General features: G+C 64.2%; 14 protein-coding genes and 1 pseudogene. 10 read left to right on the plus strand and 5 right to left on the minus strand.

Features of this window, described 5'->3' with window-relative positions; translation table 11 throughout:
• The first annotated feature begins 11 nt into the window (after positions 1 to 11).
• Positions 12 to 2,771 (plus strand): TonB-dependent receptor, encoded by a 2,760-nt coding sequence (locus VMF11_10565; GenBank protein HTU70747.1) that lies wholly within the window; start codon positions 12 to 14, stop codon positions 2,769 to 2,771.
• Here the strand turns inward: VMF11_10565 and VMF11_10570 are convergent.
• Together VMF11_10570 and VMF11_10575 are read right to left on the minus strand one after the other, a co-directional pair.
• A complete protein-coding gene (locus VMF11_10570; protein HTU70748.1) occupies positions 2,763 to 3,293 on the minus strand; it encodes an NAD(P)-binding domain-containing protein in 531 nt (176 codons plus the stop codon). The two genes, VMF11_10565 and VMF11_10570, sit on opposite strands and share 9 nt — an antisense overlap.
• Positions 3,290 to 4,573, minus strand: coding sequence for a glycerate kinase (locus VMF11_10575; protein ID HTU70749.1), 1,284 nt, complete (start codon positions 4,571 to 4,573; stop codon positions 3,290 to 3,292). Before VMF11_10575 ends, VMF11_10570 begins: the two co-directional genes overlap by 4 nt.
• Positions 4,574 to 4,806: 233 nt before the next feature.
• Here VMF11_10575 and rpoC point away from each other — a divergent pair.
• Positions 4,807 to 8,289 (plus strand): annotated as a pseudogene (gene rpoC / locus VMF11_10580) (DNA-directed RNA polymerase subunit beta').
• A gap of 448 nt (positions 8,290 to 8,737) precedes the next feature.
• Positions 8,738 to 10,207 (plus strand): hypothetical protein, encoded by a 1,470-nt coding sequence (locus tag VMF11_10585; GenBank protein ID HTU70750.1) that lies wholly within the window; start codon positions 8,738 to 8,740, stop codon positions 10,205 to 10,207.
• Positions 10,208 to 10,211: 4 nt separating this feature from the next.
• On the opposite strand, the gene VMF11_10590 is transcribed toward VMF11_10585, so the two are convergent.
• Together VMF11_10590 and VMF11_10595 are read right to left on the minus strand one after the other, a co-directional pair.
• Positions 10,212 to 11,087, minus strand: a complete 876-nt coding sequence (locus VMF11_10590; GenBank protein HTU70751.1) for a fatty acid desaturase — start codon at positions 11,085 to 11,087, stop codon at positions 10,212 to 10,214.
• A gap of 52 nt (positions 11,088 to 11,139) precedes the next feature.
• Positions 11,140 to 14,562, minus strand: coding sequence for a TM0106 family RecB-like putative nuclease (locus VMF11_10595; protein ID HTU70752.1), 3,423 nt, complete (start codon positions 14,560 to 14,562; stop codon positions 11,140 to 11,142).
• A gap of 65 nt (positions 14,563 to 14,627) precedes the next feature.
• On the opposite strand from VMF11_10595, the gene VMF11_10600 reads away from it, so the two are divergent.
• Complete coding sequence (locus VMF11_10600) at positions 14,628 to 15,161, plus strand: hypothetical protein (protein ID HTU70753.1); 534 nt, start codon at positions 14,628 to 14,630, stop codon at positions 15,159 to 15,161.
• Here VMF11_10600 and VMF11_10605 read toward each other — a convergent pair.
• Positions 15,111 to 15,608, minus strand: coding sequence for a response regulator transcription factor (locus VMF11_10605; GenBank protein ID HTU70754.1), 498 nt, complete (start codon positions 15,606 to 15,608; stop codon positions 15,111 to 15,113). The genes VMF11_10600 and VMF11_10605 overlap by 51 nt on opposite strands.
• Before the next feature lie 104 nt (positions 15,609 to 15,712).
• On the opposite strand from VMF11_10605, the gene VMF11_10610 reads away from it, so the two are divergent.
• The 6 genes from VMF11_10610 (at position 15,713) to VMF11_10635 (ending at position 24,035) form a co-directional block, all read left to right on the plus strand.
• Complete coding sequence (locus tag VMF11_10610) at positions 15,713 to 18,550, plus strand: BTAD domain-containing putative transcriptional regulator (protein HTU70755.1); 2,838 nt, start codon at positions 15,713 to 15,715, stop codon at positions 18,548 to 18,550.
• A gap of 6 nt (positions 18,551 to 18,556) precedes the next feature.
• The gene (locus tag VMF11_10615; protein HTU70756.1) at positions 18,557 to 18,889 is read left to right on the plus strand and encodes an antibiotic biosynthesis monooxygenase; all 333 of its coding nucleotides are present in this window, start codon (positions 18,557 to 18,559) and stop codon (positions 18,887 to 18,889) included.
• Positions 18,890 to 18,895: 6 nt separating this feature from the next.
• A complete protein-coding gene (locus VMF11_10620) occupies positions 18,896 to 21,541 on the plus strand; it encodes a LuxR C-terminal-related transcriptional regulator (GenBank protein ID HTU70757.1) in 2,646 nt (881 codons plus the stop codon).
• A 190-nt stretch (positions 21,542 to 21,731) separates the two neighbouring features.
• Positions 21,732 to 22,718 carry an HD-GYP domain-containing protein gene (locus VMF11_10625; GenBank protein HTU70758.1) on the plus strand — a complete coding sequence of 329 codons (987 nt, stop codon included), beginning with the start codon at positions 21,732 to 21,734 and terminating at the stop codon, positions 22,716 to 22,718.
• A 119-nt stretch (positions 22,719 to 22,837) separates the two neighbouring features.
• Entirely contained in the window at positions 22,838 to 23,293 is a 456-nt protein-coding gene (locus VMF11_10630) for a hypothetical protein (GenBank protein ID HTU70759.1), read from the plus strand.
• Positions 23,294 to 23,351: 58 nt separating this feature from the next.
• Positions 23,352 to 24,035, plus strand: coding sequence for a response regulator transcription factor (locus tag VMF11_10635; protein HTU70760.1), 684 nt, complete (start codon positions 23,352 to 23,354; stop codon positions 24,033 to 24,035).
• Positions 24,036 to 24,041: the final 6 nt, after the last annotated feature.

Genomic DNA, 24,041 nt, shown 5'->3' on the forward strand with positions numbered 1-24,041 from the left:
AGAGGAGCATCATGAGAGTTCCGATTACGGCACGAATGTTCTTCGTGCTCAGCATCATTTTCGCGAGCGAATTCGGACAGTCCGGTGCCGCTGAAGCGACCACCGGCACGGTTGTCGGCGTCGTGACCGCGAACGGTACACCCGTCGCGAACGCGAGATTGACGCTGGCCTCACCGTCCGGGATCTACAACGCGAGATCCGACGACCACGGCCGGTTTACCGCGCTCGGCGTCGCGCCCGACGTCTATTCCGTATCAGTTCAAGCGACCGGATATCGGTCTGCGAAGCAGAACGGCGTGATCGTTTTTCCGGGAGAAACGCAGTACGTCGCGTTCCGTTTGGTTTCCACGCTGCGGACGATCGCAAGCGTTCAATCGACCAGTCGCGCATTCGCCGCTGGGAGCACGAGCGACTCCTTCACCGTAAGCGGGGCGCAAGCGCGCGCGCTTTCACCGCCGGTCTCGTCTTCGGGCCTTTCGACCTACGTCGGCGGCACCGTGCAAGGAGCGATCGCATCAGTGCCCGGCGTCGTCCTCGACCCCTTCGCCAACGCGATTCTACGCGGCGGTAAGGTCTCGGACGCGATCTTCGATTATGACTCAGTCCCTCTTCCACAAGGCTTGATTGCGGAGCCGGGCGGCAACATCGTCGGGGCGCAGCTTCCGACGACTGGTGTTGCCTCGACGACGACGACACTCGCAGGGTACGCGACGCAGGGCGACAACTCGCTCGGCGGCGTCGTCGATGAGATCCCGGCGGTCGGCACCTACCCGGGAAGCGTCACCCTGGAGAGCGGCTTCGGCCTCGGCGCGCAGTTTCAGCAGAACTCATTGCAAGTGCTCGGCGCCACGCCGGATTTGAAGTGGCGTTACGCCTTCGCGACGATGACCGGCAGTCAGTATTTTCTCTACGGCAACGGTTCGTTCTATCCGGAGGAGGCGGCCACATACGGGCTCGCACTCCAAAATCGCGGTGAGTACTCGATGGAGTCGAACGTCCACTATCGGATCGACTCCAACGATGACATCTCGATCTTGGGTCTGGTTGGTCAGGCGTCATACGATCAATACGGATCGCCGTATGCAGGCGAAACCGTCGGCGCCTTCGACGGTCAGACGGCTGCGGGAACGCCCGTGAGCTATCCGGGCGAAGTGAATCCGAACGCGGCCGTCGATTACGCTTCGGGCCTGCGCGGCTCGTACAGCATCCTCAAGGCGCAATGGCTTCATAACGGCGCGCACTCGCTCTCGCGCGCGCAGCTCTATCAAACGCAGTACGGCGCGGAGGCGGGCGGTCCGTTCTGGGACGAGAACGGCTGGCCCGACGGTATCATCTCGCTCTCGCAGAGACAAGGAAGCCGAGAGACGGGCCTCGGCTACGACGGTGAAGATATCATCGGCGAGCATCACGACCTTCGATTCGGAGCCGAGTATCGCACCAATACGGCATCTCTCAATCAGGTCGTTCCGACGGCCGGGGAGTTCATCACTTCGAATCCGACGCTGATCTCGTATCTCGCGTATTTCGGCGATACGTGGCACGTTACACCGCGCCTCGACTTCATGGCGAACGGGCGCTTCACCGACACGCATATCATTCCCAGCTCCGGGTCGATCTACGACGACGGTGCGCTCGATCCGCACCTCTCCGCCTCCTACAATCTGACCGGCAACATCGCGGCGCGCATCACCTACGATCGTAATACGGTCGCACCGCTGCCGCTCGAAACGGATCGTATCGATTCGACGAACGTGGATCCGGTAACAAATGCCCCCGCTCCGTTCGTGCAGCTCTCTCCGGAGATCGGAAACGACCTCACCTATTCCCTCGAAGGGGGGACGCGCATGCAGTTTCGCGCGACCCTTTTCAACATCAACGAGCAGAATCTGATCGACGTCCTGCCGTACAATTTTCGCTCGGCGCTGCAATCGGGTCTCGTGCCAAACGGCGTCGGCGTCCCGACGAACGTCGGCGGCCTGCGCGCGCGCGGCGCGGAACTCTGGCTCAGCGCGGCTGGATTCACCCTCGATTCGAACTTCATCCGCGCCTATTCGTCGAGCGCCTCGCAGTTTGCGTTCAACGATCTCAACGCGCCGGCGGTCGCAGCCGGCGTGCTCTTCCCGGTCAGCTACCTGCCGAATTTCTCCGCCAGTCTTTCGTACGAATGGCACACGCGCGACCGGAAGCTGCGCGTCTCGCCGTCGCTCTCATACGAGTCGGGCTACCCGTACGGCAACGGCAAGATGGTCTGGGTCTTCAATCCGGCGACCGGTAAGCCGGAAGAGGTTCCGAACGATAACTATTACGATCCCGGTTACAACTACTATTTCCTCGAAAACCCGGCCGAGCCGTACAACGCAACCAGCAATCCCTATATCGGATCGCTCGGCACCGCAGAAGCCGACTTCCCGAATTCCCTGCACTCCCCGCCCGAGACGTTCGTCAACCTGCACCTCGAATACGATCTCACGCCGCGCTGGACGGCAGTCGTCGACGTCGTCAATCTGTTGAATAACGACGCGCCGACGTCGTACCAGGGCAATCCCTATCTCATCGGGGCGCCGGGTTATGCCGGCGGGAATCCCTTATACGCGGCAGCGTACGAAGCAGCCGGCGGGTACTCGGTTCCGTATACGCTGGGCAACGGCGTGCCGACGAACGACGGCCAGACGCAAGCGGTGCCGTGGACGTACGGCCGGGCCGGCTACGTACCGCAGAATTGGCCGATGGGCCGTACGGTGCAATTCCGGCTGCGGTTGCGGCTACCGTGAGGTCGGACGGATCGCTTCGGCGTCGTGTTCCATCTCGCGCGCATGGATGAGCGGGCCCGCGTCGATCGCGTGCCGTCCGCAGTTTTCGATGATTTCTTCGACCTTGGCGCGCGCTTCGGGGTCATCCGAGGCAACTTTGAAGTCGTTCGTCAACTCCGGCGGCTCGACGAAGGCCTTGACGACGTGCCGGTTGTCCAGTTTCTGCGCAAGCAGTTCCGCGCCGCTGCGATCGCCCATGTGCGGTGGCCGGGTCGCGTCGATCACGATGCCGTCTTTATAGCTTCCGAGCGCGGCGAGGGCCGGCTCGAGATCTTCCCAGTGAACGGTCAAGAGCAACGTTTCGCAATTCGCTGCTTGCTGGTACGGGGTCGTGGCAAAGGCCCCGTCGCCCAGCGCTTCGGCCGCGGATTGCGAGGTGCGGTCGTCGATCGGGTCGCTGAAACACACGTTGTGTCCGCAGCGCCGCAACATTCTTCCCAAAGCAACCGCGCGATCGTCCGCGCCGATAATTCCGATAGTCATGATGCCTTGGTCTTACCCGCGATCGCTACCGCCCGCAACGCGTTCACATTGGTGAGGGTTGGACCCGTAACAAGCAAGTCGCCGATCGCTTCGAAAAACGTGAAGCTGTCGTGGCAATCGAGGAGCCTGCTGGAATCGAGATGCGCATTGCGAGCGCGTTCGAGCGAATCGGGCGCGATGAACGCGCCGGCGGCATCCTCGGTCCCGTCGCGTCCATCGGTATCAGCGGCAATCGCCCAAACGCCGGGTGCGCCCTCGAGTGCGATCGCGAGAGCAAGCAGAAATTCCATGTTGCGCCCGCCGCGGCCGGCCTTGGCGGACCCGATGGTGACGACGGTCTCGCCACCCGAAATCAGCATCGCCGGCACGGCGGCGGGCGCATCGTGCAGGCCGACGCTGCGCGCAATTCCCGCCATCACGATCCCGAGATCGCGACTCTCGCCTTCGAGCTCGCCGAGAACGACCGGCGCAAATCCGAATTCCCGCGCGGCTGCGGCGGCGGCTTGTAGCGCCTGCGCGGGCGTGGCGATCAAGCGAAAGTCGACGGGAAAATCGCCGGGCTTCGGCGTTTCGCGAGCCGTTTCCAGAAATGTTGCCACGCGCCGCGGCAGCTCGATGGAATAGCGCGCGACGATCGCGCGAACCTCGTTCAGCGTCGTTGGATCCGGTACGGTCGGGCCGCTCGCGATCGTTGCCGGGTCGTTGCCGGGAACGTCGCTGATCGCCAGCGTGACAACCTTCGCCGGCTGGGCCGCGAGCGCGAGCCGTCCGCCTTTGACGGCCGAGAGGTGCTTGCGCACCGCGTTCATTTCGTGGATTGACGCGCCCGATGCCAGTAGCTTTTCCGCTAGCGCTTGCTGGTCGGCAAGGGTTATGCCCTCGGCAGGCTTGGCGAGGAGCGACGAACCGCCGCCCGAGATCAGCGCGATCACGAGGTCATCGGGGCCCAGAGCGCGCACGAGTTCGAGCATCCGCGTGGCGGCGCGCTCGCCGTTCTCGTCCGGTACCGGATGCGCCGCCTCGATCACCTCGATCCGCTGGGTGGGGACGCGATGGCCGTAGCGCGTGACCACGGCGCCTTCGAGCGGCACCTGCGGCCAGGCGTCCTCGAGCGCCGCGGCCATCAGCCCGGCCGATTTCCCGGCTCCGACCACGACCGTGCGTCCGGACGGCGGCGGCGGCAAATGGGCTGCGAGGACCCGGCGCGGATCGGCGCTGGCAACCGCGGCGTCGAAGACGGCGCGCAGCGCGGTTCGGATTTGGCCGTCGGAAGGGTGCATGCGGAGCGCATCTACCCCGCCCTTGAGTGGGGTTCCTAGGGGTGATATACTATCGGTCTGTGCCTGGACCGGACCCACTCTGACGAGGGTGGCGCTCGGTTCGTCCGGCGGAGCGACGGTGGGACCCCTTACGAGCCAACGTGAGATGCGGTGCCCTGCGTAAGCGACCCCCCGGATGCACAAAGTACCAGGAGTTCTCCTTGAACCTCATCGACGTCAACAATTTCGATGCCATGCGCATCGGCTTGGCCTCGCCCGAACAGATCCGCGCCTGGTCGTTCGGCGAAGTCAAGAAACCGGAGACGATCAACTACCGCACGCTCAAGCCCGAACGCGACGGGCTCTTCTGCGAAAAGATCTTCGGCCCGACCAAAGATTGGGAGTGTCATTGCGGTAAGTACAAACGCATTCGCTTCAAGGGCATGATCTGCGACCGCTGCGGCGTCGAGATCACGCGCGCAAAAGTGCGGCGCGAGCGGATGGGACACATCGAGCTTGCGACGCCGGTTTCGCACATTTGGTATCTCAAGGGCGTCCCCTCGCGCATCGGCATCCTTCTCGACATGTCCCCGCGGCAACTCGAGAAGGTGATCTATTTCGCGGCGTACGTCGTGATCGATCCGGGCGATACCAATCTTGCCAAGCGCGAAGTGCTCTCCGAGCAAAAGTATCGCGAAGCGCGCGAGAAGTACGGCAACCGGTTCAAAGCGGGAATGGGCGCGGAAGCGATCCGCGAGCTGCTGCGCGACATGAACCTCAAGAAGCTGCAAGAGGAACTGCGCAAAGAGTTCCGCGAGACCTCGGGTCAAAAGCGCCTGAAGGCGATCAAGCGGCTCGAGGTCGTCGAGGCCTTTATTTCGAGCGGCAACCGTCCTGAGTGGATGGTGCTCTCCGCCGTACCGGTGATCGCGCCCGAGTTGCGCCCGATGGTGCAGCTCGACGGCGGACGTTTTGCCACCTCCGACTTGAACGATCTCTACCGCCGCGTGATCAATCGCAACAACCGTCTCAAGCGGCTGCTGGAGTTGAACGCACCCGAGATCATCATCAAGAACGAGAAGCGCATGCTGCAGGAAGCGGTCGACGCGCTGATCGACAACGGCCGCCGCGGCCGCCCGGTCACCGGGCCGAATAATCGTCCGCTCAAGTCGCTCTCGGACATTCTCAAAGGTAAGCAGGGGCGCTTCCGTCAGAACCTGCTCGGCAAGCGCGTCGACTACTCGGGCCGTTCGGTCATCGTGGTCGGCCCGTCGCTCAAGCTGCATCAATGCGGTCTGCCCAAAGAGATGGCGCTCGAGCTTTTCAAGCCCTTCGTCATGAAGAAGCTGGTCGACCGCGGCCTCGCGCACAACATCAAGAGCGCGAAGCGGATGGTCGAGCGCGTGCGTCCCGAGGTTTGGGACGTGCTCGAAGAGGTGATCAAGGAGCATCCGGTGCTGCTCAACCGCGCACCCACGCTTCACCGCCTCGGCATTCAGGCCTTCGAGCCGGTGCTGGTCGAAGGCAAGGCGATCCATCTGCACCCGCTCGTCTGCACGCCGTACAACGCGGACTTCGACGGCGACCAGATGGCCGTGCATTTGCCACTCTCGGCCGGTGCGCAAGCCGAAGCGCGCATCCTGATGCTCTCTTCGAACAACATCTTGTTGCCGGCGTACGGCAATCCGGTCTCGATTCCGACGCAAGACATGGTCTTGGGTCTGTACTATCTCACGTTCCAGCGCGAGGAGTACGCGGGTCCGGCCAAGGCCGCGGTCACCGAAGAGTTCGACAACATTACGCGGGAGAAGAAGAAAAACGCTCCGGTTGCCGACGCGCCGGGCGCCGTTCCCACGTTCTACGATCCCAAGGAAGCGGTCATGGCGTACGAAACGCACAATGCCGCGCTCCAGGAGTGGATCTACGTCCGTTGGCACGGTGAATTGATCAAGACGACGATCGGCCGCGTGATTTTCAACTCGGCGTTTCCGCAATCGTGGAACAAGGAGTTCGTCAACCGCATCATCGACAAGGGTTCGCTCAAGAAGCTCATCACCGAGTGTTATCGCAAGTACGGAAATGCCGAAACGGCGCGCTTCCTCGATGCGATCAAGGAGCTGGGCTTCCACTACGCGACCCTCTCGGGAACGACCGTCTCGATCAACGATATCGTGGTGCCGCAGAGCAAACACGACATCCTCGATCAGGCGCAGGGCGAGGTCGACGAACTGCACCGTCTCTTCGATCAGGGCTTCATCTCCGACGACGAACGGTACAACAAGACGATCGAGATCTGGTCGAAAGCCGGTGACGCCGTCACCAGCGCGATGCAGGCCGCGCAAAACCCGCTCAACCCGGTCTTCATGATGGCGACCTCGGGCGCGCGCGGTTCGATCGCGCAGGTCAAGCAGCTCGGCGGTATGCGCGGGCTGATGTCCGATCCGTCGGGCCGAATTCTCGAGATTCCGGTCAAGGCTTCGCTCAAAGAGGGCTTGACGGTGCTCGAGTACTTCATCTCCACGCACGGCGCGCGTAAGGGTCTTGCCGACACCGCGCTGCGTACGGCCGACTCGGGCTATCTCACACGGCGTCTGGTCGACGTGGCGCAAGACGTGATCATCCGTGAGGACGATTGCGCGAGCCCGAACGGCATTACGGTCAGCGACATTCGTGCCGGCAAAGAGATCATCGAGCCGTTGATCGATCGCATCATCGGCCGCCGCGCCGCTGAGGATATCAAAGATGCCTCCGGCTCGGGACGGGCGCACGTCGTCGTCAAACGCGACGACGAGATCGACGAAGAGAAGGCCAAAGCGATCGTCGATGCAGGTATCCAGACGGTGAAGATCCGTTCGGTGCTTGCGTGTCAATCGAAGTACGGCGTCTGTTCGATGTGCTACGGCCGCGACCTCGCAACCGGAAACCGAGCCGATATCGGCACCGCGGTCGGCATCATCGCCGCCCAGTCGATCGGTGAGCCGGGTACGCAGCTCACGCTACGCACCTTCCACACCGGCGGTGTCGCGACCGAAGACATCATCACCGGTCTTCCGCGCGTGGAGGAAATCTTCGAAGCGCGTAAGCCCAAAGGTCAAGCGACGATTACGGAAGTTGCCGGTACGATCAAGTTCGGCGACGACAAGAACAAGCGCGTGATCTTCGTGGTCGATCCGACGGGGGAAGAGCACGAATACGACATTCCGCACGGTACGCATCTTGCGGTCCAGGAAGGTCAGACGGTCAACGCGGGCGACCAGCTCAACGAGGGCTCGCTCAATCCGCACGACATCCTGCGCATCAAGGGCGAGACGGCACTCCAGAACTACATGGTCCAGGAAGTGCAGAAAGTCTATCGTTCGCAAGGCGTCGACATCAACGACAAGCACGTCGAGGTGATCGTTCGCTCGATGATGCGCAAGGTCAAGATCGTCGAGGGCGGCGACACGCTGATGCTGCCCGGCCAAGTGGTCGAGGCCTCGGCGTTCCTCGAAGCCAACGAGCGCGCCAAGACCGAAGGACTCGAGCCCGCGACCGCAACTCCCGTTCTGCTCGGCGTTACCAAAGCATCGCTGGCGACGGAGTCGTTCCTCTCGGCGGCGAGCTTCCAGGAGACCACCCGCGTTCTCACCGACGCGGCGATCAAGGGCAAGTACGATCCGCTCTTGGGTCTGAAGGAGAACGTCATCATCGGCAAGCTGATCCCGGCCGGTACCGGTATGTCGCGTTATCGCAATATCGATATCGAACCCGAAGGTCAAGACGTCGACGAAGACGGACGTCCGCGTACGCAGTTCGAGATGAACGGGTACTCGATGACGGCCGATGACGCGGCGCTGGCCGAGGTCATGGGCGGCGGCAACGGTGACGGCATGAGCCGGTTGATGAGTGCGTACGAGCGTAATCGCGAACCGCTCACGGTTCAATACGAAGGCGAGTACGACGATCACGTCGCCGTGCACGCGGCACCGAAGAAGACGCAGTATGACCGCCTCAAAGGCATCAACCCCGAGGATCTCTAGTCTTTTCGTCCGCAGTGTCGTTGCGGGGCGGCTCGATAACGTTCGAGGTTAACTTCGCCGCCCCGCGCCTAACTGCGAACGAAAATCCTTACAAGTCCATATGAGGGGCGGCTCGATATGAGGGCCCGGCGAGGTTTCGCCGGGCCTTCGTGTTGAAGGTGCGAGCATGACCTGGACGGCGCGGATACCGATCGCCTTGATCTTGTTGTGTGCTTGCGTGCTCCCTGCGCATGCGGACACGACGACGTTCGGGTTGACGTTGAATGGGACGAGCGGTGCCCACATCGAGCCGGATCAAACGCAAACGATCCCGTTCTTGCCGCTGCCGATGTTCGAATTCGACCACGTGCACAAGAACCTGCGCTTGCATCTCGAAGCGATGCCGCCGATCGGCCCCGTGCCGCTCGCCCAGACGAACGCGTTCCTGGATAACGCCGACCCGCGCGTCAGTTATTTCGAAGGCGAACTTCTCTATCAGTTTGCGGATCGACGCTACGCCTTCGGTTTGGGCGAAACGATCATCAATCAGCGCACGCTCTATCCGCCGAGTGCGATTTCGCAGGCGTCGCGGGTCGTCGGCCTTCGGCTCATCGCGCGCTCGACGCTGTTCGAGAGCGGCGCAACGCGCCTGGAGGCGAGTCTCGCCGTCAATCCCGCGCTACAAGGTTTGCAGACGACGACTGGCTACCCGTTGCTCCCGCTCGCAGAGTACGGATCGCTGGTCGACTCGGCGCTGCGCTGGAGCGTTGCGGAGCGGCGGTTCGTCGTGGTCTACGGCGTGCGGTACATCAACTACACCGCCGCCTATCGCGTCGACGACAGCCTTGCCGACCGCAATCACCTCTTCATGCCGTTCGTCGGAGTCGACTGGCCGCTGCATCGAACAGCCGCGGCCGCAAACCGCGCGCCAGCAGTCGTATCCGATCCGGCGAGGGCTCCCGCGCTATCGCCGCCGGCGCGCGAAAGCTCGGCGTTCGGCGTGACGCTGCTGGGTACGAACGGATCGCGCTCGTCTACCGATGCGTACTCCGCCACGGCGCTGCAGTTTGCGGCGCTGCCGCTCTTCTCGTTCGCGCAGACGTTCGAGCGATACGAACTCGCCGCCGAGGTGATTTTGCCCAACGAGAACTCCAATCCGTACGCCGCGCCGGAGCAGCAGTGGAGCTACGTCAACGTCGACGGACTCGTCCACGTGCGCAATGCGCGGTACGCGCTCGGATTGGGCGACACGATCATCAATCTCGAGCCGGCGCAGCTGAACAGCTTCGTTTCCGAACATACGCGATCGGAGGGGCTGCACCTGACGATGCGCTCGGTGCTGTTCGCGAATCTGCACGGGCAGCTGATCGCCGAGATCCGTTTGACGCCCTACGCGCACGTCTTCAACCAGGAGATATTCCACGACGAGCCGACCCGCTTCCCCAACGTTTTTACTTCGATCGACCACGGCGCACGGATCGAGGTGCTCATCCACCATCTTTCGAGCGCGCGGCCGTTCGGTTTCGATTACGGCATCCGGTACGTCAACCAAACGACCGACTACGGCCCGCTCGAGCTAGGGAATCCGCAAAGCGGCCTCTACCTCACGCGCAGCAGTTCGCTGATGCCGTTCGTTTCGCTCAAAGTCGCGATCTGACGCGTCAGGTGCGCATCATGCGGCGGAAGTATCGCCGCTGAATTTCTTCCTGCGCCGCGGCCAGCCGCTCGCGCATCTCTCGCGTCGGCACGCGTACTTTGTCGACGAGGCGCATCGCCGCCATGACCTTGATCATCCACCAGGTACAGTCGAGCTCGAACCACTTTAGGCCGTGACGCGCCGAAAACGGAAACGCATGGTGATTATTGTGCCAGCCTTCGCCCCATGAGATCAGCGCGACCCACCACGAGTTGACCGAACGATCCATCGTGCGATAGGTGCGGTAGCCGGTGAAGTGGGCGGCGCTGTTTACGAGCCAGGTCGCGTGGTACGTGAAGACCAGGCGCACGAAAATCGCCCAGATCACCCACGACCAGCCGCCCAGAAGAAGGAGCAGTCCGGCAAGCGCGATCTGGAGAGGTATGTGCAGATACCGCAGCGCTCGATAGAACGGGTCACCCCACAGGTCCGGCGTGACGCGCTTTTGCTGGGCTCCGGTCGGAATGTTTTCGTTGGTGCGAAATAGCCACGTCAGGTGGGCCCAGCTCAAGCCGCGGCGAATGCTGTGCGGATCTCCCGCCCGGTCCGAATGCGCGTGGTGAATGCGATGGGTTGCGACCCAGTCGATCGGGCTTCCCTGAAACGCGAGCGTTCCCAGGATCGCCGTCGCATACTCGAGCGGCTTGACCATGCGCAGCGCCCGGTGCGTGAGCGCACGATGGAAGCAGAGCGTAATGCCGATGCCGCCGGTCGCGTAGGCGACCACGCCGGCCGCGAGCAACGCCCACCACGAAAAAAAGGCTGGTACGAACGCGAGAAGAGCACCGACATGTATCGCGAGGAGCGCGATGCCGGTAACCCAGTTGGGCCGGTGATGCATGGGGGCGTGCTTCGCGCCCCGGCGGGGGGAACCCCCGTTCGGGCAGAGGAGATTAGACGGGATTGCAAGCAAGCTGACCGCTCGCCGGGGCGGCACGCTCGACGAAGGCGCAGAGCAGGTTTACCAGCTCCATCTGCTCGGGCGTCGAGCACCGTACGCTGAGCAGGGCGGGTGAACAGACCAATATGCTCAAGCACTGTGCGCGCGAGATGGCTACGTTGAGGCGATTGCGCTCGAAGAGAAACTCCAGGTCGCGCGGGAGCGTCGCCTCGTTGGAGGTTGCCATCGAATACAGCACGACCGCCGCCTCTTGACCCTGGAACTTATCGACCGTGCCGACACGGATCTCGCCTAGCCCCGCCTCCTCCAGGCGGTGGCGAATTCGCTTGCGCTGCGCGTTGTAGGGCGAGACGATGATGAGGTCGGCGCTGCAGACCGGCCGCGGCGCCTTCTCACCGATCGTCACGACGCCGCGCAAAAGCGCAAGTGCCGTGTCGGTGACGACGCGCGCTTCTTCCTCGGAGACGCGCGTGTTGCCGTCGTGCTCGACCGGTATGTATCGCAATCCGCTCCCGCGCCAGAGCGGTGCGTCGATCGCGTTGCGTGCGCAAACGGGAGCTGCGTGGAGGCGGTCTTCGTAGACGGCGTGCGAGATGAACGAGCAAATCTCCGGCGCCATCCGATAGGAACGATCGAGAAAAATTCCCTCGCGCGGATCGATCGTTTCATGCGGCCCGAGCAGGTGCGCAAGGATCGAGAGGTCGGTTCCGGGCGGATGCGAGCCCTGCGAGACCGCCGCAAGCTGCAGCGGATCTCCCAGAAGGACGACATTGCGCGCGGCGGCCGAACAGGCGAGCGCGTCGCCCAAGCTCATCTGCCCGGCCTCGTCGATGAAGAGATAATCGTAGCGCGCGGCCATCTCGGGCCGGGTGAAGAGCCAGGCGGTACCGGCTGCCAAATCGTGGTCCGCGGCAAAGGATTCGTTCGACGTCGTCGTCGCTATCCAACTCGCTCCATCGCTCGAGCGGTACTCTGAGCCCTCGGTGGTGGTGGAGTACTTTTGTATGCCGCGGAACCGCAGCCCGAGCTTGGCGGTGTGCGATTCGATTTTCTCCAGCACGTTGTGAATCGCTTTGTGGCCGCCGGCGACGATGCCGATCCGTTTTCCGGCAGCAAGAAGATCGGCGATCACCGCGGCCGCGAGCGTACTCTTGCCGCTGCCCGGAGGGCCTTGAATCGCCACGTGGCTGCCGTCGAGATCGGCGATCAGCGCGCCGACGCTACGTACATCGATTTCGTCGGGCTGGATCGTTGCGCGCGGCGTGCGCAAGCGCGGCGCGCGCGCGAGCAGCAGCGAGAGCGTCGCAGGGTGGCTCTGCGTCAGCGAACCGTCGAGGTAGGCCTGCGCAATCCGGGCCAGCGCCTTGCGTTGCTCGTTGGTTTGCACGGGCATTCCCGGAATCAGCGCGCGCAGCTCCTGCGGGCAAATCGAGCTGCTGAGTTTGATCCGCAATTCGTTGCGATCGTCGTCGAGCGAAACGATCGTTCCGGCTCCGGCACGCGCGTGCGGGCAGTAGGGCTTGTCGGTGCCGAGATTGTGCAGCTGATCGGGAAACGTGTAGGTGTAGACGTAGCTGCGCTTTTCTTTGTAGGGCGGTACGTCGGCGCGCAATTTCAGCCCGCCGAGCGCTTCGTGATCGAACTCGACCAAACGATCGGCGTTCTCGATCCGGTCGTAGTATTTCCAGTACGCCGGTTTGGCCTCGCGCGCGTGGTATTCGAGCAGGTGGCCGAGCAGCCAACGCGCCCGCGTGCGCTCGTCGCGCGCGCGTAAATCGGTCAGGGAGGATGGAGCCTCGAGGCCATCGAGCAGCTGCGCAGCCAACTCGCTCCGCCCGTCGTCCTCGGGCGCTTGTGAAGGTTCGACCTCGCGCCAAGCCAGTGCGCGGCCGCGCTCGGTTTGATATTGCGCCCGCAGCCGGAGCAGCCAATCGCGTAAGAGCAGCGTCGATCGGCAGTCGTCGGCATTATAGCGTTCGATGTCGTCCAGGATCGCGTTATCGCCGCCGGCGAGCCACGTCTCGAACATCACGATCGAATCGTCGCCGCGCTGGACGCCGGTGGTGCGCCGCATTCCGTAAAACGGTTCGAGTTTCTTGATCGAGTAGCTCGGCTGCGAGATGCGCAGCGTCTGACGCACGACGGTGAAGAGATCGACGAAGGTTTGCCCGCGCAAGAGATCGTCGAGTTCCCGCTCGCGCGTTCCGTAAAAACCCATCAGCCGGCGCAGCGCAGTGGTTTCGTAGGGCGCGTAATGATACACGTGCATGCCGGGGTGGCGTGCGCGCCGCTCGCGGATGAAATCGATCGCCGCCTCGAACGCGGAGCGCTCCTGCGCTTGCGTACGCGCCCAGAAGGAAACGTAGCGCTGCTCGTCCGCGCAGTGAAATCCGAAGAGATATTCGAGCCCGCGCTCCAGCGCATAGAGCGGATCACCCTCCATGTCGAAAAAGAGATCGCCGTCGTCCGGCCGCGGAAGCAACTCGAAGCCCGCGCCCTCAGGCGCATCGAGCAATTCGTAGACGTAGCTCCCGTCGCGCCGGCCGGCGACTTGTAATGCGGCTTGTGAATGGAGCGTGGCAAAAGTTCCTTCGTCCATCCCGAACGGCCGGCGCGCCGACGGGCCGGCGAGCGCGCTCATCGTCGCGATGCCGTTCTCCTCGAGCCGCGCTATTTGATCGTGGCGAATGCGAGCGACCAGACTCAAATGATCGTCGTGCTGTCGTTGTGCCGCGCAGCGGTCGTACCAACGGCAAATTTCGCAGTGGCCGACCTCGAGCGGATAGGCCGGCGGCACGCCTTGCGCCATACGCGCCACGAACCGCGTCCGCAAATGCCGCTCGTACGCGGCGAAATCCTCGACCCGAAACGGCCGCTCGACGCCGCTGCCGAGAACGACGTGCATCTGCTGCGGGCTCGTACCTTGGACGCGCGCCAGATGCGCGCTGTAGTGGGCGAGCTGAACCAGATAGTAGGGCCGAGGAACGAGCGCAAGTTTTGCGTCGATGACTTCATAGCTCCACGGCCAGCGCACGCACGCGCGTTCGACGCGGCGCAGAAAGTCGGTGCGTCCGAGAAACTCGCCGTCGAAGAAGGTCGCTTGATAGATGAAGGGCGCTCCGAGCTCCATCGCCGCCAGCGTCCGCTGCTCCGCCGCCGCGAACGATGCGAGTGTCCGCCCGTTCTCGGGCGTAAAGCCGACGATGCCTTCGCCATAGCGTTCGCGGTAGCGCGCGAGCTGGCGCCGTTCGTGCTCGTCGCCTTTGCGCGCCAGCAGGGCGGCGGTCTGACCGGGCTGCGGACGCTGCAGCTCGCCGCGTGCCGCCAAAGCCTCGAGTTCGATGAGATGATCGCACTCGAGCGCGTTGTTCAGGTCGCTGGCAGAGAAGACGAAGCGTCCGTCGATGCGCTGCATGCGGTCATCTTCCGACATGGTCGTGCCAAGCGCCTGGCACGATCGTGCGCGAGAATCCAAGCATCATGGATCCAATCCTCGCCGCTCGCCGTCTTCCCCGTCTTGCCGAGCGCGCCATGCGTCAGGCAATCGTCCGCGGGCTGTACGGCGCGCGCACGACGCCGCGCGCGTTGATCGACGACGCCTTGCTCGCGTTCGAGCGCGCGGTAGCGCAACGGCTCGGTGAGGGCGTGCGTCCGGCGCTGCTGTTCGGCGAGCGCGACCGGATTCTGCGCGAGTTGCGCGCGTTCATCGAGAGTCCGCTCGCCGCGCGCTTACGTGCGCTCCCGCGCGCGCGCATCGCCGCCGCCGGTCCTGCCGCGGCGCCGTTCGACGCGATCGTCCGCAACGCTCGCGGCGTATCGTACGCGATCGTCTTGCGGCGAATGCCGCGTGACGGGCTCCGGCTCGACCTGCTGCAACGGATCGTCGCTGCCAAAACGACGACGAGGATGCCGGTCGACGGCATCCTCGTCTACGATTTCTCGCGTGCCGCGGTGCGGCTGCTTTCAGGCCAGGCCGGTGCGCAGCGCGTGCACTGCGACCTGCGTGCGAGCTGAAAGGTTCATCTTGGCCAGGATGTGCGAGAGGTGATTCTTCACGGTTTTATCCGAAAGCCGCAACCGAAGGCTGATCTGTTTGTTGGACAGGCCTTCGGCTACCAGCCGGACGACCTGGAGCTCCCGGTCGGATAACACCTCGCGGATGTCGCGGCCGCCGCAGACCGGGCGTAGGTGGCGTCTCCGCGCCCGCTCCGGCACCGCCGGCGGCAGGCTCTTCACCATAGCGATGAAATCGGCGATCGAGAGGTCTTTCAGGTCGTGCAGCAGCGCTTCGTCGATGATGACGCCGGCGTTGGTACGGGCGCGTTCAATCGAGGAGGCGGTCGCGGCCGCGTCGATGCCGCTCTCGAGTGAGAGCAGGCGTGTGATCGCGGTTCGGACCCGCGTGTCGGAGCCGACCACGAGTACGCGCGTGGTGGGCGCCGGATTGGTGACGACGGTCATGAGTGCCCTTCCGTTGGCTCGGCTGGCGCCCTCAGAATACGAGCGGGCGCTTTCCTGGGACTTACGGCCTAATTACAGGTCGATTACAAACCGATTACAAGTTCATGGTGGGTGAGGCGGTCCGGCGTGAGGCGCTTCTCGAACGGCTGGCGCGGGTGGATCCCCGGGTCGTGGCGATCATCGCGCCGGCAGGCTTCGGGAAGACCAGCCTGATCCGCCAATATCTGGCCGAGCGCGGCGGCGGCGTGGTCTGCGATTGCGGGCGCGTTCGCGACGACCTCGATTTGGCGCGGCGCCTGATGCCGGCGCTGGCGGCGGCCGACCCGGCTCGAGCGGGCGATCTCACCCGGCGCGAGCTGCTGCTCGGAGACGGCGGCACGAGCATCGCCGACCGGGTCGCGCTCGCACTCGAGGCCTGGCGCGAGCCCTCGCAGGATTGCATCGTGTTCGAGAGCGCCGAGGATCTGCTCGCCGCGCCGTCCGCGCGCGACCTCTTGGCACGCATGCTGGAAGTACGCCCGCCTGGCCGCACGGTCGTGATTTGCTCGCGCGAGCCGCTGCGCATTCATGTCGCCCGCTATGCCGTGCCGCACGAGATATTTTCGCTGCGCGCGCCCGATCTCGCGTTCGACGCGAACGATATCCGCAACATCTTCGCGCCCTATGACGTCGACGAGCGGGGGCTGGAGCGGATCGTCCACGTTTCCCGCGGCTGGCCGATTGCAGTGTTTCTGCTCCGGCGATTTGCGGGTGAGGGACGAATCGGGACGCTGCTCGAGCGGCTCGACGACGTCGCGTTCGACGAACTGCACGACTATCTGGCAGACGAGGTGCTTGCCGGTCTGCCGGCGCCGATGCTCCGTGCGCTCTTCGCGTGCGCCGCGATTCCGCAGGCAAACGCCGAGGATCTGCGCGCCGCCCTCGACGATCCGGCGATCGTCGACGAACTCGCCGAACTGGCCAAGGAGACGGCATTCGTCGAGCGGAGCGACGCCGGCGTCTTCAGCCTGCATCCATTGCTCGCGGCGCTGTTGCTGGAGCGCGGCGACGAACGCCGGCATGCACTGCTTCGAACGCTCGCCGGCGAGTACGAACGCCGGGGCGATCATCAACGCGCGGCCGAATTGCATTTGGCGCGCGGCGACCAGCAAGCGGCCGCGCACGCGCTGGCGGCCTACGAGGTCGCGCGCGATCCCGCCCCGTCGATGCGCTATGCGCGCGTACTCTCGGGGTTGGATCGGAACTTGGTGGCGCGCTATCCGCGATTGTGGGGCGTTACCGCGCTGATGCGCATGTTTTGCGTCGATAGTTCGGCGCTGCTCGACGAAGCCGAGACCGTCTGGCGAACGCTCTCGCCCGACACCTCCGCGATGGAACGCTATTATGTCTTCGCTTTCCGAATTGTGTTGATGAGTTATATCGGCAGGATCGACGAAGCGCTCCTTGCCATCGACGAATTCGGCGTGCATACCGGGTTTACGGATCCCCCGAAAAGCACGCTCGACGCGCAAGTTCTGTACTTGCGCGGGCTGCTGCGAGCGCGGCGCGGAAATTTCGATTTGGCCGAACGCGATCTCAACGCGGCGCTGCCGCTCGTGGACGTGATGGACGTGACCGCTTCCGGCACGTATCTAGCGCTCGGAGCCGATATCGCGCGCGTGCGCGGCGAATGGTCGCTCGAACGTCAATTCCTGGCACGCGCGCACGATCGCGCCGTCTCTTCGGGTCTTGCGAATTTCATCGCTTTTGACACCGCCGAATCACTGATTGCCGCGTGGTTCTCCGGCGACCGCGCCGCCTTCAATGCGATCGCCTCCGAGCTGGAGAGCACGGTTGCGCACAACGGCATCGCCGGTTTTGCGTATCTCGCCGGCGTCGCGCGCGGTCGTCACGTCGCCCCGACGGCAGTGGATCTTCCGAAGTTCGTCGTTTTCGGCCATTTGATCGCGCTCTCGCGCTCGCGCGACGAGTCGGAACGGGCAGCGCTGGCGCGTGCAGCGCTCGAGCTGGCCACGCGCATTCGCGTGCCCTTCGTCGAAGCGCTGGCGGCGATCGCCCTGGCGCTGAGCGATTCGGCGTCGTTCGATGCGGCGGCCGAATCGGCCCTTGCGTCCGCGGCGCGCTGCGACGCGCCGGCATTCATCCACGCCGTTGATGCATTCCGAAATCAACACGAGAACGTTGGCATGCTCTCGAGTTTCATCGAGCAGATCACGCGCGATCGCAGCGAAGCGGCACCGCTTGCAATCGAAGTGCTGGCCGGGCGGGTTCGCGTCGAGGGCCGCTCGGTTCATTTGCCGGGCCGTGAATCGGAATTGCTGGCCGCGTTGGCGCAGCGGCGCGATCCAACCCCGCGCACGCGGCTTGCCGCGATGCTTTGGCCCGATCTCGACGAGTTCGCGTCACGCAACGCGCTCAGCGTTTGCCTTCACCGCCTGCGTTCGCATTTGGGCCGCGACGATCTCGTCGAACGCGACGGTGACGGTTATCGGCTGCATGCGGGCGCATTCGTCGACCTCTGGGAAATCGACCGTGCGGTGATGGCGATGCGCGCCCGCGACCGTCTGCGCGAAACCGACCGCGCGGCGCTCCTGCGGGCGTGGGTGCGGCTGTGCGAAGAGCGGGCCGGTTCGCTCGAGCGCTGGGAATGGTTCGAACCGGTTGCGCGCCGATTCGACGACCTGCGGACGGCGCTGGCGCACCGGCTGGCCAACGACGCGCTCGACCGCGGCGATCCCGATGCAGCCCTCGAGTTCGCGTCGAAGGTCATCGGCGATGATCCTTGCGACGAAACGGCGCGCGAGATCGCGATTCGCGCCCACCTGGCTGCGGGCGATCGGGCCGCGGCATTGCGGAACTACCGTCAATACCGGGACATCCTGCGCACCGAGCTGCAGGTCGAGCCGTCCGCCGCGCTGGCGGCGCTCGTGGCGGGAGGATAGCCGGCGATGATCGAGGTGCTCTACCGGTATCGCGTCCATCCTGCGCAGGCGCGCGCCTTCGAGCATGCGTACGGATCGACCGGTCCATGGGCGATGCTCTTCCGCGGCAAGCCCGGATTCCGGCGGACACGGCTCTTCCGGCACAAAACCGAGCCGGGCGTCTATATCTGCATCGATGCGTGGGACAGCAAAGCCGATTACGATGCCTTCCGGGTTGCGCACGCGCATGCGTACGGCCAGCTCGACCGCGATCTGCATCTGCTCTATCTGGAGGAGTTACTGCTGGGGTATTATGAGGGAGAGGAAGAGTATCGGGCCGCGCTCGATGCCTCGTCCTAGGAGCACATGATCCGACCTGTTCGCCCTGACGGTAAGATTGAGACCGGCGGGGTTTTTGTTCCGATCGTCCGGCGGCGCGTCATCGACCGAATCGCGTCCGCTGCGATGCAGCGCGTCGTCTTGATCGTCGCTCCCGCCGGCTACGGAAAATCCGTTGCGCTGCGCCAGTATCTCGGCGGTTTGACCGATCCCCACGTCTGCTACGACGTGCTTCCCGACAACGCCGGTCTGCTCGGATTTTTGCGCGGTTTCGCCGATGCGATAGCCGAGATTGCTCCCGATGCCCGCAGCACCCTTGCCGGTGCATATGAATCGAACGCGAGCGCGCAATCACCCGGGGTCGACCTCGCGCTTTGGATGCACTCGCACCTGCGCGCGTTTCGGGGCGTGATCGCGATCGACGATCTCCACGTCGCGCAAGGCGATCGTGAGGTGGCGCGATTCATCACCTCGCTGATCGAACGCACCAAAAGCCGCGTGCAGTGGATCATCGCGTCGCGCGCGACGACGGGATTACCGATCGGAACGTGGCTAGCCTACGGCGAGAGCGACCTGGCGATCGACGAACACGACCTCAAGTTCTCCGTCGAAGAGGCCAAGGAAGCCGCGCGAACGTTCAAGCTCGCGGTGCGGGACGAGGAGATCTTCGAACTGCTCCATCTCACCGACGGCTGGGCGACGGCGTTGACGTTCGCGCTTCGCTCGACGACCCGCTCGGTCGATTTGCGCAACATCTCGTCGATGACGCGCGAGATGATCTACCGGTATCTGGCCGAGCAGGTTTATCAAACGCTCAGCGACGAGGAGCAGCGCTTCGTCGAGACGGCCGCACTCTTGCCCGAATTCGATATCGCCGTCATGGTGGCGGCGGGTTTCGATCGCACGCTGGCGTTGATCGAGGATTTGCGCGCCCGCGTCGCATTCGTTCACGAGTACGAACCGGGACGCTATCGGCTGCACGATCTCTTCCGCGATTTCGCGCGTCGCGAATTCGAGCGGCGCGGCAACGAGGCGCAGCGCCAAACGCTCGCGCGGCTTGGCGGAATCCTCGAACAGATGGGACGGCTTCCGGAAGCGCTGCGTCTGTACGTCGAGTGCGGCTCGGCGCAGGATTCGCTGCGCTTGTTGGCCGAGCACGGCATTCAACTGCTCGACACGGGGTTTGCCGACGAAGTGGACTTCGCGACCAGCGCGTCGCCGAATCTCCAGTATGCGGCCGATCCGGCGATCGTGGGGCTGCGGGGGCTGCTCGACCTAGCCGGCGACCGGCTCGGCGATGCCGAGCGCAAGATCATGCGGGCGCTGCGTTCGCTCGATCACGGCGCGTTGTGCGCGGAACTGAGGCTGCGTCTGGCGACCGATCAGTGTAACCGCGGACAAAATGTCACCGAACTGCTCAGTCCGGTTCTTTCCGAAGAGACGCTGCCTGCAGCAATGCGGGCCTACGGCCAGGCGCTGATCGCGCGCTGCTTCGCGCGCACGAACGATTCGCGCAGAGCGCTCGCGTTGGTCGCGGACGTCGAGAGGGTGATCGACTCGCTCGATGACGACCAATGGCGATCGCGCCTCTTGCTGCAGCTCTCGATGGTGTATGAAACCATGCACGAGATGGAGGTCGCACGGCTGATGAACGTCCGGGCGGCCGAACTGAGCTCGCGCATCGCGCTGTGGAGCGTCGCGTCGCGCTCCAACCGGAACCTGTCGCTGATTGCGCTGATGCATGATAACGACTCGGCTTCGAGCCTGTGGTTCGCGCAGCAAGCGGCGGCGGCGGCGACCCGGGCCGGCAACTATGCCGATCTGCAATATGCGCTCGTGATGATCTTGAGCCTCGAAACACGCCGCGGAAACGCCGACCGCACCGCGCAAATCGAGAAACAGCTGGCCGAGTTCAACGGCGGCGAAGGCATCAAACGAGCCGACTACATCGCCTCCAGCCAGGCGCACCGGCACGCCTGGGTGGGACGCTATGCCGACGCGCACCGGCTCTTCGGAAGCGTGCTCGACCGGCAGTTTCACGCGCCCGACCGCGCGCTGGTCCGCGCCTGCTACGCGCTCTGTCTTGCACTCGACGGCCAGACCAAAGAAAGCGGGGCCGCCGTCGGCAAGGCGCTGGCGATCATCGACGAACAAGCCGGAGCGCCGGGTGCCTACGGCGCGATGTTTTTCGACTTTGCGCTGCTCTTGCTCGTCCTCGCCGAGGTCTTGGCGGGGCGCCACACCTACGCGCAGCGCTTACTCAAGCACGACCGGCAAAGTTCGCATGAAGCGGTGAGCTGCATGCTGCGCGCGGTGGAAGAGATCGCCCGCGCCGCAAGGACGCCTTCCTACGCCCTCGACGACCTCGAGCCGTCGCTCGAAGCGCTGCGCGAGTTCGGATTTGCCGGCTACGGCCACTATCTGCGCAACGTCGCCGACCAGCTCGAGCGACACCACGAGCCGGAGACGAGCATCGCGCTGACCCCGTCGGAGCTGCGCGTCGTTCGCGATCTCGCGGCGGGATTGACGCCCAAACAGATTGCGGCCGAAATGGGACGCTCGGTCTATACCGTCCAGACCCACATCCAGAACCTGATCGAGAAGTTCGGGTGCCACGGAAGGGCCGAGGCGATCGCCGCCGCCCGGCGCAGTGGGCTCCTCGATGAGATCTGATGAACGGCCCTACTTAAAATTCAGTAGTGCCTAGGTCCTAGGGAAAGTCTACTGTGAGAACAGATAGCTCTCGCTGGAGGCCTGCTCCTACATGCTGACCGCCGTTCTCGTCGTTGCTCTCGTCCTCGTCGCGGCCGATGCACCCCCCGGCGGCGGTTAGGCGCATCGCGAGATCTATCCGGCGATTTTCATGGCTTCTGCCCGCACCCTCACTGCTTTAGGCGCCGCCCTCGGGGAACGAATTCCCGAGTTGGCGCGATGCGCCGTCGGATACGTTACGATCCCGTCGCTGACGGGGGACAGCGCGGTCGAAGCGACGCTCGGCGTCTTGCTGGACCGCCTGTGCCTCTCGCTGACGCTGGCGAAGCCGGTGGGCTTGACGACCTGGGCCGAGCGCGAGTCGCCCAGGATCGGCCGGGCAGCGATCGTCGATGTTGCAAGCGCGGCTACGCATACGATTGCGGTGGCCGCTACCGCGTACGATGCCGATCAGCGCCGCCTTCTGGCTTTTCTCGACGTGCTGGCGGGCGAGATCGAGCGGGCCGCGCTCGGCGGCGACGGTGAGGAGCTGCTGGATCGGCCCGGAGCCGAAGCGACGGTCGCGCTCCTCTCGATGCTCGCCGAGCGAGACTACGGAACGTGCTGCCACTCCAAGGCAACGGCGGAATGGGCGCGGCGGCTCGCACGGGCGATGGACTGCGATGAACCGGCAACGGAGTTCATCGCGATCTGCGGACTGCTCCACGACATCGGCAAAATCTCGACTCCCGATCATGTGCTGCTCAAACCTTCGCCCCTCTCGCTCGAGGAGTGGGAGGTCATGCGCGATCACGCCGCGTCGGGCTCACGAATTCTCAGCCAGATTCCGGCGCTGGCGAGCTGTGCGGTCGTCGTCCGGGCCCATCACGAACGCTTCGACGGTACCGGATATCCGGACGGACTCTACGGGACGGGCATCCCGTTCGAGGCGCGTCTGGTCGCCGTGGCGGATGCGTTTCACGCGATGATCAGCGAGCGGCCTTATCGCGAGCCCGTCGCTCCGCGTCATGCGCTGCAGATTCTGCAAGATGGCCGCGCGTCGCAGTGGGATCCCGACGTCGTCGACGCGATGGTCGGGATGTTCTCGCGCCGCACGACGATCGTCTCGCACGCGCATACCAACGTTTCCTCTGCGTAGTGTCCCGCGGAGGGAAATTGTGCTTACCGGGTGGTGGGCGGGGGCGCCGCGAAAGCGGCGCCTCTTTATTTTGCGCGAAGCGCCACACTGGTGGCACTCGCGGGTGCGATCCTGAGCGCATGAACGAGTATCTCATCGGTGCGGGCGCGATCTTGACCGCCGGCCCCCAGGCGAGCATCGCGGGCGCCACCCTCCATGCTCAGACGGACGCCGCGCTTGCTCCGACCGTGCGAGCCGCGCTCTTCGATTTCGAATCGCCCGGTATGCTCGAACTGACCAAAGTCGTCCTGGTGGCCGCCGGCTGGAACGCCGCCCGTGTGCGGGCCGAGCTGGTTGCTCCGCTGCTGGCGCGCCGCGAGTGTACGCTGGCCGACGTCATCGCTGCGCTTGCGCAGGCCGCTCGTACCGGCGAAGTCCACGTGTTTGCACGCTGGCTGCCCGATGAGGCGCTCGTGAGGGCCCTTCGCCCAGCCGGCGTGAAGCTCGTTTCCCATCCGCTCGAAAGCATCCGGCAAGCCGCGCTGATCAGCGGCCAAAGTTACGCGCGTTGGCCCTCGCCCCTACGCGCCGCATAGCCCTACCTCAGTGCCCTCTCAGGGCTGGACCGCAGGATGTCCCCTAGAAATGATCAGCGTGACAACTGCCCGGGTGGCCGTCATCGACGACGACCGCATGGTCCGAGAAATGCTCGAGCTGGGACTTTCCCGCGAGGGCTACGAGGTTCAAAGCGCTGCCGACGGGGTGGCCGCGCTCGACTTGGTGCGGCGCTTCGATCCTGAAGTGATCGTGCTGGATATCATGATGCCGAAGATCGATGGAATCGCACTGCTCCCGAAGCTGCGAGAGATTACGCACGCCCCGATCCTCATGCTCACCGCCAAGGGCGGCACCGAAGACAAGGTCCAGAGCTTGACCGCCGGCGCCGACGATTATCTGGTCAAGCCTTTCGTTTTCGAAGAACTCATCGCGCGTCTGCAAGCCAAGCTTCGCCGGCCGCAGCTCATCGAAGAGAACGTCCTGCGCTGGCGCGATCTCGCGCTGAATCCGCAGACCCGTGAGCTGTGGCGCGGGCGGGAGAGCATCGATCTGACGCAGCGTGAATTCGATCTGCTCTCGGTGTTCATGCGCGAACCGCGGCGCGTTTTCAGCAAGGATCATCTGCTGGAGATCGTCTGGGGTCACGATTTCGAGGGCGGCCCGAATATCGTCGAGACCTACATCTCGTATCTGCGCGCAAAAATCGACCGACCCGGTGAGCGCGGCTCGTTCATCCGAACCGTGCGTGGGGTAGGGTACGGGCTCTCCCAGCAAAATTAATAGAAG

The organism is Candidatus Baltobacteraceae bacterium (assembly GCA_035502855.1).
GTDB lineage: Bacteria > Vulcanimicrobiota > Vulcanimicrobiia > Vulcanimicrobiales > Vulcanimicrobiaceae > Aquilonibacter.